The organism is Chryseobacterium phocaeense (assembly GCF_900169075.1).
Taxonomy (GTDB): domain Bacteria; phylum Bacteroidota; class Bacteroidia; order Flavobacteriales; family Weeksellaceae; genus Chryseobacterium; species Chryseobacterium phocaeense.
On sequence record NZ_LT827014.1, the window covers coordinates 223776 to 236362 of the forward strand.

At 40.0% G+C, this 12587-nt stretch carries 13 protein-coding genes; all 13 read right to left on the reverse strand.

What is annotated here, in order from left to right; translation table 11 throughout:
- Position 1: 1 nt before the first annotated feature.
- The 13 genes from lptE to B7E04_RS02530 all read right to left on the reverse strand — a co-directional run bounded on the left by lptE (position 2) and on the right by B7E04_RS02530 (position 12340).
- A complete protein-coding gene (gene lptE, locus B7E04_RS02475; protein WP_080777227.1) occupies positions 2–523 on the reverse strand; it encodes an LPS assembly lipoprotein LptE in 522 nt (173 codons plus the stop codon).
- Positions 520–1221, reverse strand: coding sequence for a DUF7847 domain-containing protein (locus B7E04_RS02480; protein ID WP_080777228.1), 702 nt, complete (start codon positions 1219–1221; stop codon positions 520–522). Before B7E04_RS02480 ends, lptE begins: the two co-directional genes overlap by 4 nt.
- A gap of 8 nt (positions 1222–1229) precedes the next feature.
- Entirely contained in the window at positions 1230–2516 is a 1287-nt protein-coding gene (locus tag B7E04_RS02485; protein ID WP_080777229.1) for a sigma-54 interaction domain-containing protein, read from the reverse strand.
- 34 nt (positions 2517–2550) lie between these two features.
- A complete protein-coding gene (locus tag B7E04_RS02490) occupies positions 2551–3348 on the reverse strand; it encodes a tetratricopeptide repeat protein (RefSeq protein WP_080777230.1) in 798 nt (265 codons plus the stop codon).
- Positions 3320–3496, reverse strand: coding sequence for a hypothetical protein (locus tag B7E04_RS22055; protein WP_165439400.1), 177 nt, complete (start codon positions 3494–3496; stop codon positions 3320–3322). The genes B7E04_RS02490 and B7E04_RS22055 overlap by 29 nt, the downstream gene beginning before the upstream one ends.
- Positions 3493–3762, reverse strand: coding sequence for a hypothetical protein (locus B7E04_RS02495; protein WP_080777231.1), 270 nt, complete (start codon positions 3760–3762; stop codon positions 3493–3495). Before B7E04_RS02495 ends, B7E04_RS22055 begins: the two co-directional genes overlap by 4 nt.
- Before the next feature lie 78 nt (positions 3763–3840).
- Complete coding sequence (miaB, locus tag B7E04_RS02500) at positions 3841–5277, reverse strand: tRNA (N6-isopentenyl adenosine(37)-C2)-methylthiotransferase MiaB (RefSeq protein ID WP_080777940.1); 1437 nt, start codon at positions 5275–5277, stop codon at positions 3841–3843.
- A 119-nt stretch (positions 5278–5396) separates the two neighbouring features.
- Entirely contained in the window at positions 5397–6122 is a 726-nt protein-coding gene (locus B7E04_RS02505; RefSeq protein WP_080777232.1) for an energy transducer TonB, read from the reverse strand.
- A 9-nt stretch (positions 6123–6131) separates the two neighbouring features.
- On the reverse strand, positions 6132–6617 hold the full coding sequence (locus tag B7E04_RS02510; protein WP_080777233.1) for an energy transducer TonB: 486 nt from the start codon (positions 6615–6617) through the stop codon (positions 6132–6134).
- A gap of 224 nt (positions 6618–6841) precedes the next feature.
- The gene (locus B7E04_RS02515) at positions 6842–8575 is read right to left on the reverse strand and encodes a thiamine pyrophosphate-dependent enzyme (protein ID WP_080777234.1); all 1734 of its coding nucleotides are present in this window, start codon (positions 8573–8575) and stop codon (positions 6842–6844) included.
- Positions 8576–8950: 375 nt separating this feature from the next.
- Entirely contained in the window at positions 8951–10150 is a 1200-nt protein-coding gene (gene lysA / locus B7E04_RS02520; RefSeq protein ID WP_185117061.1) for a diaminopimelate decarboxylase, read from the reverse strand.
- Between the two features lie 219 nt (positions 10151–10369).
- Positions 10370–11044, reverse strand: a complete 675-nt coding sequence (locus B7E04_RS02525; protein ID WP_080777236.1) for a 3-keto-alpha-glucoside-1,2-lyase-like domain-containing protein — start codon at positions 11042–11044, stop codon at positions 10370–10372.
- Positions 11045–11116: 72 nt separating this feature from the next.
- Positions 11117–12340 (reverse strand): 3'-5' exonuclease, encoded by a 1224-nt coding sequence (locus tag B7E04_RS02530; protein ID WP_080777237.1) that lies wholly within the window; start codon positions 12338–12340, stop codon positions 11117–11119.
- Between the last annotated feature and the right edge of the window lie 247 nt (positions 12341–12587).

The window sequence follows — 12587 nt, forward strand, 5'->3', positions numbered from 1 at the left end:
CTTACCAATTGGCTACAATATCGTTAAATATCTTGTTAATAATTCTGTCTGTCACAAGCTTCACCTGGGAAGCTTCGATCTCACTCTGGGTTAAATTACTGTTATACACAGCTTCATCCGAGTACGTTCTGTCAAAACTTGAATCCGGGTGGATTTTGTTTTCGTAATGTACTTTTACCGTGATCGTCAGTTTGCTCTGTGCCTGCTGCACTATACCGCCCGAAGGGTTCTGTATTGTATTGGAACTGATCGTAGTAGGTGAGAAACCATAGTCGGTAATTTCACCTTCTATCAAAATATCAGGATTAGATTTTGTTCCTTTTAAAGTGGTTCTCTGTAGAAACCTGTTCTGGATATCTGTGGAAAACTGCTGGGAAAGCGTTGGGTTTACCAGCGCTGCATTATTCGGGAATTCATTGATCTGAACGGTTTTTTCGTCCGTCAATGAGGATCCTGTAAAGGAATAACACTGATGAAACAATGAAAGGATAATGAATCCAAATATGATCTTTAATTTACTCATGCCATTTTTTGATTTACTGATTCTAATACGTCTTTGTAGGCTGCATATTTCATACAGATTCCTACCGGAATGGAAAACAGGATTCCTATTCCACATACGATGATACCAAGCTGGGAAATAAACCCTACTATAATAGAAAATACAAAGATTTTCAGGAAGTTTCTTCTGGCCAGTTTCCACGAAAGCATAAAAGCTTCTCTTACGCTGGTCATTCTGTGCAGCGAAATCAGAGGCTGTATAAAAAACATGGACACTGAAACCGCCAGCATCAGGATAATGACCAATAACACCCAGATCCCCATGCCTCCTGCAAATAAAGCACCTCCGGTTTCCGAAAAGGATCCGTCTGTAGCATTAGCTGCAAAAATAACCGGCAGCAAGGATATCTGAATCGGGATCATGGCTACAATTACTACAGCTAAAATAAGCAGGAACAGTTTCAGGTACATCACAAAATCTGTAAAGTCAAAAATATCTCCTGCGGACACTTTTTCTCCTTCATCTACTTTTTTGCAGATCTTATAAAAGTTTCCCATTCCAAGAATTCCGCAGAAAGGGATAAAATTCATAACAAATAGAAGTATTGTTGCTACGATAAATCCGCCGACATCTTTTTTGAAAAGTTCCATACCATCGGACAGGTACTTTCCTATATTGAAATCATATCCTTTCAAGCTGAGTAATTCTAAATTTTTCATTCCTGTTTTTAGTCTTCTAAGTTATATTGTTTTATTTTTCTGTATAACGTTCTTTGTGAAATTCCAAGTTCATCTGCGGCTCTGTTCCTGCGTCCTTTGTGTTTCTCCAACGCTTTGATGATCAGATCTTTTTCATTATTCTGAAGAGACAGAGATTCCGGTTTGTTTTCTTCTATTTCTATTTCTTCAATATCTTCGTAGCTGTCATCAGCATTTGAAATAATGGCAGGTGCACTCTGTACCACAGGAGATTTGTCTTCAAAATACAGCAGTGAATTCTGACTTACCGGTTGGGCCTGTTCTGCGGAGTAAATCCTGTTGATCAGGTTCTTTTCCTGGTTGCTCAGATCTGCGGTTCCGCGGTTCTTTATCAGTTCTGAAGTTAGTGATTTTAAATCATTAATATCACTTCTCATGTCAAAGAGAATTTTATACATAATTTCTCTTTCACTTCCGAAATCATTCTGTTTCTGAGCACCCTGATTGTTTACCACCATAGGAAGATGGGTTTCCATCGGAATATATTCTGCCAGCTTTTCCACCGTTATTTCACGGTTTCTTTCCACTACGGTCATTTGTTCCACCAGATTTCTCAGCTGACGAACATTCCCGGGAAAACTGTAATTTTCAATATAATGTACCGCGCTTGGCTCCAGCTCCAGTTCAGGCATCCTATATTTTTCTGCAAAATCTATTGAGAATTTTCTGAACAGCAAATGGATATCTCCCTTTCTGTCTCTTAAAGGCGGCATATCGATCTGAACGGTATTTAAACGGTAATACAGGTCTTCACGGAATCTTCCGTCGTGAATGGCTTTCATCATATTAACGTTGGTTGCCGCAACAATTCTTACATTGGTTTTCTGTACCTGCGAGGAACCTACTTTCATAAATTCGCCGCTTTCCAGCACCCGAAGAAGACGAACCTGGGTCTGAAGGGGAAGTTCTCCTACCTCATCCAGGAAGATAGTTCCGCCGTCTGCCACTTCAAAATAACCTTTTCTTGTGGCTGTAGCTCCTGTAAACGCTCCTTTTTCGTGTCCGAATAATTCAGAGTCTATGGTTCCCTCAGGAATTGCCCCGCAGTTGACCACGATATAGGGCTGATGTTTTCTTTTGGATTCCGAATGGATGATTTTGGGGATGAATTCTTTCCCTACACCGCTTTCCCCGATCACCAGAACGGAAATATCTGTAGGTGCTACCTGTACAGCCTTTTCCAGGGCCCTGTTCAGGACAGGAAAGTTTCCGATGATGCCAAAGCGGTTCTTTATATTTTGTAACTCGTTGCTCATAAAGTAAATTTTTGATTATTGATTTAATACTACGCTACAGTTCTGCGATCTGTTTTCTGTAGACTTTGTTAAAATGATGGGTATAGACATCTTTCATAGTCTTCCCCTCATCATAAGTTTGTAAGGCTAACTTTTTTAAATCCAAATAATCTTTGTTTCTGATTTTAGAAACTTTACTTTTAAAATATATGTTTTCGGCAAAGTCATTTTCTTTGCTCTGCTGTTCAAAATGTTCCCAGGCTTTATCATATCTCCCAAGTTCAAAGTAAGTCACTCCCAGCTGGTAGTGGTCATACATGCCTTTGAAATAGTTCCTTGACGCCAGCAGATTTTCGATAATCCCCGCAGCTTTCACCTTCTGTCCTAAAGCACTGTAAGACATTGCTCTTACCACATCCAGGTGATAATCGCCGTTTAAGGATCTTCCCAGATCTTCGGGATAGTATTTTTTCAATTCTTCTAAATCCTGAACAGCACCTTTATAATCACGCAGAAACTGGAATTTACACCAGCCTCTGTAGCCCAGATGCATTTTGGGATCTACAGAAACCGCTTTGTCAATAAGAATTTTCCAGGTTACAAAATCTCCGTTCTTAAGATAGGGAACGGCTTTTTCCATGTAGGAATTAGAAAAATCCGGACACAGCCCGATGGCTTTATCAAAAGCCTCCTGAGATTCGCGGCTGTCCTGTCTGTCTGAAGCCCAGTTGTATAACTCACAGGCTTTTTTGCAGTTCTCACCCTCTACTGCATTACAGTTGACCTGTGCAATAGTATTGGTGTAAACGATAAGCAATAAAAAGCTAAGGTAATACCTCTGAAACTTTTCCATCTTCAATTTTATAGGTTAAATACTGATAATAGCCCGTTTTTAAACCTCTTATCTCTTTCGGAAGCCAGCCGTCCAGCGATTTGGTAAACCGCAGCAGCTTCTCTCCCAGTATTTTGTCCGGTGCTGTTTCTTTCAGCTCTGTATTCATCTGCTGAACTCTGAACAAGCCGGTTTTTCTTCACAATTTACTAAAAATCTCATGGTAATATAACCGCTCATTTTAGTTCCGGAGGATATTTTTTCTTTTTCAAGTTTTTCTATAATGGCCAGTTTCTCGCCTTTATAGTCAAACTGTCTGGCACCCTGATAATACTGAATACTCATTCTCTTTTCCGGACTGCATTTTTCAAAAGCCGGATCATCCAGTTTTTCATCAAATTCAATATCTCCTACCGTTGCGGGATACTTGCTCATGCTCTTCTCTGTCTGGCAGGATACCAGCACAAATGAAAACAAAGCAAAAAAGTAGACCGCTCTTATCAAGGCATTTAATTATTCCGCTGTTCTCCCTAAAAGCGTGCCCTGTGTGTTGTCATAGACAAAAACATCCACAATGTCACCTATTTTCTGTCCTTCCAGCATATCGAATACACAAACGGCATTCTGGGAATTTCTTCCTTTCCACTGGTTTTTATTCTTTTTGGAAACTCCTTCAATCAGAACCTGGTGCATTCTTCCTACATAAGACTCCATTCTTTTTCTGGACAGCTCCCCCTGAAGTGCAATCACCTCAGCAAGACGTCTCTGCTTTACATCAGCAGGAATATTGTCTTCCATCTTCTTGTGTGCCGGAGTTCCCGGTCTTTCAGAATAGGCGAACATATAACCGTAATCATATTCCACTTCTTTCATCAGGCTTAAAGTATCCTGGTGGTCTTCTTCGCTTTCGTTACAGAAACCGATGATCATATCCTGGGAAAACGCAATATCAGGAACAATTTCCTTTGCCTTTTTGATTAAATCCAGATATTCTTCGCGGGTATGCTGCCTGTTCATGGCCAGAAGCATATTATTACTACCGCTCTGTACAGGAAGGTGAACGTATTTGCAGATATTGTCGTGTTTTGCAATCATTCTGAATACATCAAGGCTCATGTCCTGCGGATTGGAAGTGGAAAATCTCACTCTCATTCCCGGAACGGCTTTAGCCACCTGATCAAGCAATTGTGCAAAATTTACTGCTGTAGCCTTCTGCATTTCAGATGCTTTCGCAAAATCTTTTTTAGGACCTCCTCCATACCATAAGTAAGAATCTACATTCTGGCCTAAAAGGGTAATTTCTTTATATCCGTTCTCCGAAAGGTTTTTACATTCTTCAATAATAGAATGCGGGTCACGGCTTCTTTCTCTCCCTCTGGTAAACGGAACCACGCAGAAGGTGCACATATTATCACATCCCCTGGTGATGGTTACAAATGCTGTCACTCCATTTCCGCCTAAACGGACCGGGTTGATATCTGCATAGGTTTCTTCTTTGGAAAGAATTACATTAATGGCGTCTCTCCCGTCTTCCGTTTCTTTCAATAGATTGGGAATATCCCTGTAGGCATCGGGACCTACCACAAGATCCACCAGCTGCTCTTCTTCAAGGAATTTGGTTTTCAGACGTTCAGCCATGCATCCCAGCACTCCAACCGTCATGCCCGGTCTTTCTTTTTTCAGCTTTTTAAACTGGGAAAGACGCATTCTTACGGTCTGCTCCGCTTTTTCACGGATGGAACAGGTATTTAAAAGGATAAGGTCTGCTTCTTCTACTTTCAGGGTGGTATTATACCCCTGCTCATTAAGAATAGATGCAACAATTTCGGAATCAGAAAAGTTCATCTGACAGCCATAGCTTTCTAAAAACAGCTTTTTAGAGTTCTCAGGCCTTTCAGCGATGGCAAAAGCTTCTCCCTGTTTTGTTTCGTCTATATATTTTTCCTGCACAATAATTGTTTTAAATTTCAATGCCCAGCATTTAAAATCCAAAGCATTTGCGATGAATTTAAAAACCTGAACAGATTAGTCTGCAAAGATACAAAATATTGTGACAGAATGTCCGGAGATTATTTTGGAGGGTTAAAATTTAACGGAAGCGTATAAAAAGATTCTACCGGTTCTCCATCTCTTGTTGCCGGTGTCCATTTTTTCTTTCTCATACTTTTGATTCCGTCTATAATTCTTTGATCAAATTCTGCATTTCCGGAAGATTCCTGCAGCTTGATGTTTTCCATCTCTCCGACTTTACTTACGGAAAAAGCTACTACCAGTTTAAAGGGCTGTGTCCATGTGAAACCACTCAGGTCAATCCGCTTTGCCACTTCTTCTCTAAAGCTTTTTATTCCTCCTGGTAAACCTACAAGCCTTGCCAGGTCATTCCCTGTATAGCCGTCTTTATATCTGTTGAACATTATATCAGGGGCAATAAAGAAGGTTGTTACTGCCTGTTTTTTAACTCCTTTAATCACAGCCGGCTTCCATTTGGTCATACTTTCAACAACTGTTACTCCGAGGTCGAAAGCACATTTATTTTTTGCTGCCGCTTCTGATTGATCTATCCCATATTTAACGGTCGCATCTTCATAGACAACTAATTTCAGATTGTAAAATTCGCTTTTATTTTCGCAGGGTTTTAAGCCCTTATCGATAAGGATCTGATGAAAGTCTCTGTAAAACTGTACTTCCCCACCTTCATAGGAATCCATCCCTTTTGGATAATCCGGGATGGCATTTTGAGAGAAGCCTTTAGCTCCGATAAATAGCAAAGGTAGTAGTAAAAGGTATTTCATCATCTTAATAATTTACAGATCTGTTGCGATTGAAGAAAAATTCATTTTAAGTTTGATCTGCGAGGCAACCGGCTTTCCATTGCATGAAGCAGGAACCCAGCTCTTCTTGATTCGTCTTACCACATATTTCATATCATCGAAAAAATAAGTGCTGTTGGCTACTTTTGGAGTTCCCTCAATTTGGGTCACTTTTCCGGTTTCATCCACGGTAAGGGTAAAGGTAAAATCCCCGTTCAGCACATAGAAATCCGAATTCAGATAATCATACATAAATTTCTTTAGGGTTTCCTTATAAACGGCTACTCCGCCTTCGAATGCTGCCGGCTTAAAATCGGTACAGCCTTTTACAGCCACCTGCAAAAGAGGTTCTTTGATATCTATTTTCAGGAGGTTTTTATTAAGTTCTGCAATCGGATTATCATCCCTGTCCTCAACATCCTGCTGTGCCCACGTAAAATTCCCGATAAGAAGCGCTAAAAATAAGGTAAAAGCTTTCATAGACCTGTATTCATTAGTTATTAAAATATATCGCAAAGTTAATTATTTAACCTGATTCCGGGCGAAGAAAATCGATATTTGAGCTGGAAGAAGGAAGAGGGAAGATGGGAGCTAATCTCAGTCCTCATAATTGTTGATCAGGGTAAAATTAAATCTCTGTTCCACATTTCTTATTTTGACTTCAATAACTTCCAGCTTCCATCTCCAAATTTCCTGGCAATAGACTACAACAGTCCTTTAATGTGCTTATAATTGGTCTTCACCGTATCCAGAACCTCTTCCATTTTACCGCCAAGCATAAGCTGCGCCATGGATTTCGTCATTCCAAGAACCTGATCGAAGTCTATTTTCGGAGGCAGCGCCAGCGCGTTGGGATTCGTAAAGATATTCAGCAGATAAGGTCCGTCGTAAGCCAGGCATTCTCTGATGGCATTTTCCACTTCTTCCGGTTTGTGCACATTTTTTCCGGGATAGCCCATTGCCTGTGCCACCATCGCAAAATCAGGATTGATCATATCTGTTTCATTGTCCGGCATTCCGCCAACTTCCATTTCCAGTTTTACCATTCCCAGAGTTCTGTTGTTGAAAACAATAAGCTTAACCGGAAGTTTATACTGAAAAATAGTAGCCATATCTCCCAGCAGCATAGAAAGTCCGCCGTCTCCGCACATGGCAATCACTTCCCTTCCCGGATAGGTCAGTGAAGCTCCAATGGCCATCGGCATCGCATTCGCCATAGATCCGTGATTGAAAGACCCCAGCATTTTCCTTTCGCCGGTTCCTGTAATAAACCTTGCTCCCCAGACACAGCACATGCCGGTATCTACCGTAAATATCGCATCTTTTTTAGCCAGCTGATCCAAAGTATGCGCTACATATTCGGGCTGGATAGCATCTTCTTTTCCAAAGTCTTTTACATAAGCCAGTTGGTTTTCTTTTACTTTTTCATAAAATGCAAGCTGCTCGTTCAGGAAATGAACATCCGTTTTTTCCTGAATTAGCGGCAGCAAAGCTCTGATTGTTTCTTTAACATCTCCCGCAAGACCAAGCTCCAGTTTTGCTCTTCTTCCTAATCTTTCGGGACTTTCATCGATCTGGACAATTTTATTTTTAACGGGCATGAATTTCTGATATGGAAAATCAGTTCCCAGCATAATTAAAAGATCGGCCTCGTGCATAGCGGCATATGCAGATGGAAAACCGAGAAGCCCTGTCAATCCTACTTCATTGGGATTGCCCGGCTGAATTGACATTTTCCCACGGAAAGAATAGCCTACAGGGGCTTTCAGATGTTTTGAGAGTTCAATTACCTCCTGATTCGCTTTTTCAGCCCCAATTCCACAGTAAAGGGTTACCTTTTTACTTTCGTTGATCAAATCTGCAAGGCTTTTCAACTCTTCATCGGAAGGCCTGATAACCGGATTGGTTCTAAATAACTGTGTGGAAGTGGAACCTTCTTCGGCATCCAGTTCAGAAACATCTCCCGGGAGCCCGATCACAGCCACCCCTTTTTTTGAAATGGCGTGCTGCATTGCAGTCTGTAAAGTTCTCTGCACCTGCTCCGGTCTCGTGATCATCTGGTTATAGTGACTGCAGTCATCAAAAAGTTTTATGGTATTGGTTTCCTGGAAATAATCCATTCCCATTTCGTCACTTGGAATGGTGGAAGCAATTACGAGCATCGGAACATGGGATTTATGAGCTTCGTATACGCCATTAATCAAATGGACATGTCCGGGCCCGCAACTTCCGGCACAGACTGCAAAGCCCTCCAGCTCTGCCTCTGCAGCGGCTGCATAAGCCCCTACTTCTTCATGCCGTACGTGAATCCATTCGATACTGCTTTTTTTCACCGCTATATTAAGATGGTTGAGACTGTCGCCGGTTACTGCATAAATTCTTTTCACATGGGCATTTTCGAGCATTTCAACAATCTGCTCTGCTATGTTTTTAGCCATAATTATTCTTTTTTGGTGTTGTTTGGTCTTTGAATACTGAAGAGAATATGGATTGAAAAGTTTTCGTCTAAAAACGCTTCTCTCAAATTTAACTAATAAATTATAATTTCTATGCCAAGATTATATTAAAATTTCAACACATTCAGCCTTATATTGGTATTGAAAAGTTTTTTAAACCATTAAGAGAAGTGAAGATTTTAAGGATAGTTAAGATAAAAATCAAACGATTTTTTTTTAGCATACATTCTTCGGAGAAGGCTCAACTTAATACTCTTAAAAGCTTAATGAAAGCTTAAGGGTTTAAATATATTCCGGCTTTTTTCAAATAAAAAACTCCACAGTAATCTGCGGAGTTGTTGTTAATTTATATTTGATTTATATTACTTCTATCTGATTTCTCAGCAGGTCTTCAAATTCGTCCCTTTTACGGATCAGATGGGCTTTTCCGTCCAGGAACAAGACTTCAGCAGGCTTCAATCTTGAATTAAAGTTTGAACTCATTTCAAAACCATAAGCTCCGGCATTATGGAAAGCCAGAATATCCCCTTCCCGTACTTCATTCAGCTTTCTGTCCCATGCGAAGGTGTCTGTTTCGCAGATATTTCCGACGACGGTATAGATTCTTTCTGCACCTTTCGGATTAGACAGGTTTTCAATCAGGTGGTAAGAGTCATAGAACATCGGACGGATCAGGTGGTTGAATCCTGAATTTACACCTACAAAAACGGTAGCTGTCGTCTGCTTGATCACGTTAGCTTTTACTAAAAGATAACCGCTTTTTCCGACCAGGAATTTTCCCGGTTCAAACCATAGCTCGAATTTTCTACCTGTAGATTTTGAGAATTCCGACAGGACTTTCTCTACTTTTTTACCTAAAGTTTTCACATCCGTTTCTTCTTCACTGTCCTGATAAGGGATTTTGAATCCGCTTCCCATATCCAGATACTTCAGATTAGGGAAATGCTCTGAAAGTTCGAGCATAATATCCAATGCCTGCAGGAAAACGTCCGGATCTTTAATTTCACTTCCTGTGTGCATATGAAGTCCCTCCACATTAAGGTTGGTGCTTTTCATCACCCTTTCAATATGACGGACCTGGTGGATGGAAATACCGAACTTGCTGTCGATATGTCCCGTTGAAATTTTGTAATTTCCCCCGGCAAAAATATGCGGATTGATTCTTACCAGGATAGGATAGGTATTCCCGAATTTATTTCCGAACTGCTCCAGAATAGAGATATTGTCGATATTGATGTGTACACCCAGTTGCATAGCTTCTTCAATTTCTGCAAGGTCTACACAGTTGGGCGTGAAAAGGATTTTTTCTTTAGGAAACCCTGCTTTGAGCCCAAGTTTTACTTCGTTTATTGAAACACAGTCCAAAGATGCACCGAGGTTCTTGACATACTTCAAAATGTTGATATTGGTTAATGCCTTGGCGGCATAGAAGAACTTAGTGTGTTTTAAAAAAGAGGATGTAAGTTTCTCGTATTGAGTTTTAATAGATTCTGCATCGTAAACATACACCGGTGTGCCAAATTCGCTGGCAATCTTTAATAATTCTTTTGGATTCATAATTTCATTTTAACATAAAAAATGGCAGATTCTTAAAAAAAGAGCCTGCCACAGTGATTATTTTATGCAAGACAACTTTTTTAAATATTCCAAACCTTAGAGAACTTTACAGCTCCCTTTTTTCCAGTTTTTATTTGTTTAAAATTTTGCATTGCTTCTTTTTATTTTTTGCAAAAATACTATTTATTTTTTATTTGTATGTGAATTCGTTAAGTACTTTTAATCCAGCTTTGTTATTTTAAGGTCTGTAAAATGGCCCAATGTGCCCGGTCCGATCCACAATCCTATGCTCCCCCGCTGGTTTCCGCCCTGTTTTAAATCGTTGACGATAAGGGTCGGCTGCGAGGCTCCGTTGATATAAAGCTTAGCTGTTTCATTCTTAACCTCTATTTTCACTTTGGTCCATTCACCAGGCACCAGATCGGCATAAGACTCGTACTTTTCCGGGGTTTCCTTTCTTAGTTTTTCCCACGGATATCCCGGCCATGAAATATACTGGGTAGAATGATTCCTGCGTACCTGGTCATTGGCCCGGCCGTTGGTAGGGCGCAGGTAAAACACTTCCATTTTTGAAATATCTTCAGCAACCCGGAAAGCAATTCCTACGAATCCACGGGCCGTTTCGCTGGCGGTAGAACTGGTTTGTCCGGAAACAGTTGCTTCAATTGTTCCGTTATGAAAATCTATATTTTTCAGAACTGCCAATGTTTTTTCATTGGTGACTTCACCCTGAATTTCCAAAACCATTGCATTTTTATTCTTATACTTCTCTTCTTTCACTGTCACCTGAGACAGATTAACATCCGTTGTCTTTAGTGAAGTTTTCTGTGCTTTGGATGAAAAGCTTATAACGAGGCTCAGCAGAACCGTTGCAAATAATTTTTTGCTGATCATATTCTTGTTTTTTTAATATCTAAAGATCAATCCGAAGATAACAAAAATCAAGGCGTATGTGATCATGAATTTTTATTTCGGTAATGGCAGTGTTTCGAAATCACCCCGTAAGAGCGCAAGCTGTAAATCATTATGCAGGTCTGTGGAAGACAGAGGAAGATCTATTTTCAGTTTGGCGAGCCTGCTCATGGTCTGAATCTGCGTAAACAGGTCATAGAAACCATAAGCAGTTATTTTGCCGTTTTCAATGATCAGGAACAGTTTTTCGCCCAGTTTACGTCCCTGTCCCAGCCAGAGTTCATTTCTTTTCCGGAAATCAATCTTTTTCACGAAGGCATCAACATCATTATACTCTTCCTGAAGGCTGATAAACTGCACTGCTTTGGTGCCCTGTGTAAATGACCGGAATTTTAGAATCGGTTTGTCCGTTTTGTTGAGTTTGTTCTTCTCAACAATATATTTACTATTCCTGAAGTAAAGCCCGAACGGGAAAACTTCTCTTTTTTTGATATTCTTAGAATTCAGGATCAGTTTTGCGATAATATCTGTTCCTGTAAGTTCATAATTGATCTGCTCAACCTCTTTCTGAAGCAGTTCCCATTTTTTAGATTTGGAATTGAATACTTTCTTTGAAAATTTGTTGATATCCTGAACATATTCGGACAAAATGATTTTTCCGGCTTCATTCTGAAAATAGACAAACCCTTTTTCATTGGGAAGATCCTGGGTGAGAACTTTGATCTTGTTGATGTAGGTTTTGGCATTGGTTTCGTCATGCTGCTTCTGGATGATCTCATTTTCAGTGTCTTTTGAGATCAGAAGTTTAAACAGTTCCAATGTTGCCCGGGCATCGCCTTCCGCCCTGTGGTGATTTGTCAAAGGAATTCCAAGGGATTTCACCAGTTTTCCCAAAGAATAGCTTACCTCATCCGGGATCATTTTTTTGGCTAAGGGAATCGTATCTAACGTATTGATCTGAAATTCATACCCAAGCCTCTTGAAAGACTGGCGGAGCATTCTGTAATCAAAATCAATATTATGTCCTACAAGCGTGGTATTCTCGGTAATTTCAATAACCCTTTTTGCTATTTCGTGAAATTTCGGGGCGGTTTTTACCATTTTGGGCGTAATACTGGTGAGTTTTTGCACAAAAGGGGTAATATCACTTTCGGGATTGACGAGAGATATAAACTGGTCAGTAATTTTCTGGCCATCATACCTGTAGATGGCTATATCTATAATGCATTCATTTCTATAACCTGCACCATTACTTTCTATATCTATAATCGAATACATTGAATTGTAGTTATACTGCTATTTTTTTAAGTTTATTGTTAACGGTTCTGCCATAGAGATCCTGAATATGAAGACCTAATACATAACCCATGCCATTGGTTTTAACTGCCACAGTTCTGCTGTATATCTTTAGCATTAAAAAGAAAAACAGCTTAAAATATACGGCATCCTGCCCAATAAAGCGGTACAGCCATATATTATCAAGCCCTAAAGGCAATCCCGCTAAAATAACAAAAAATATGTCAAA

Bases quoted from the DNA above. Each gene is read 5' to 3' on its own strand.
- B7E04_RS02480 (WP_080777228.1), bottom strand. From the start codon at position 1,221: ATGAAAAATTTAGAATTACTCAGCTTGAAAGGATATGATTTCAATATA.
- B7E04_RS02515 (WP_080777234.1), bottom strand. From the start codon at position 8,575: ATGGCTAAAAACATAGCAGAGCAGATTGTTGAAATGCTCGAAAATGCC.
- B7E04_RS02490 (WP_080777230.1), bottom strand. From the start codon at position 3,348: ATGGAAAAGTTTCAGAGGTATTACCTTAGCTTTTTATTGCTTATCGTT.
- B7E04_RS02510 (WP_080777233.1), bottom strand. From the start codon at position 6,617: ATGAAAGCTTTTACCTTATTTTTAGCGCTTCTTATCGGGAATTTTACG.
- B7E04_RS02530 (WP_080777237.1), bottom strand. From the start codon at position 12,340: ATGTATTCGATTATAGATATAGAAAGTAATGGTGCAGGTTATAGAAAT.
- B7E04_RS02505 (WP_080777232.1), bottom strand. From the start codon at position 6,122: ATGATGAAATACCTTTTACTACTACCTTTGCTATTTATCGGAGCTAAA.
- B7E04_RS02495 (WP_080777231.1), bottom strand. From the start codon at position 3,762: ATGAGCAAGTATCCCGCAACGGTAGGAGATATTGAATTTGATGAAAAA.
- B7E04_RS22055 (WP_165439400.1), bottom strand. From the start codon at position 3,496: ATGAATACAGAGCTGAAAGAAACAGCACCGGACAAAATACTGGGAGAG.
- lptE (WP_080777227.1), bottom strand. From the start codon at position 523: ATGAGTAAATTAAAGATCATATTTGGATTCATTATCCTTTCATTGTTT.
- B7E04_RS02525 (WP_080777236.1), bottom strand. From the start codon at position 11,044: ATGATCAGCAAAAAATTATTTGCAACGGTTCTGCTGAGCCTCGTTATA.
- B7E04_RS02485 (WP_080777229.1), bottom strand. From the start codon at position 2,516: ATGAGCAACGAGTTACAAAATATAAAGAACCGCTTTGGCATCATCGGA.
- lysA (WP_185117061.1), bottom strand. From the start codon at position 10,150: ATGAATCCAAAAGAATTATTAAAGATTGCCAGCGAATTTGGCACACCG.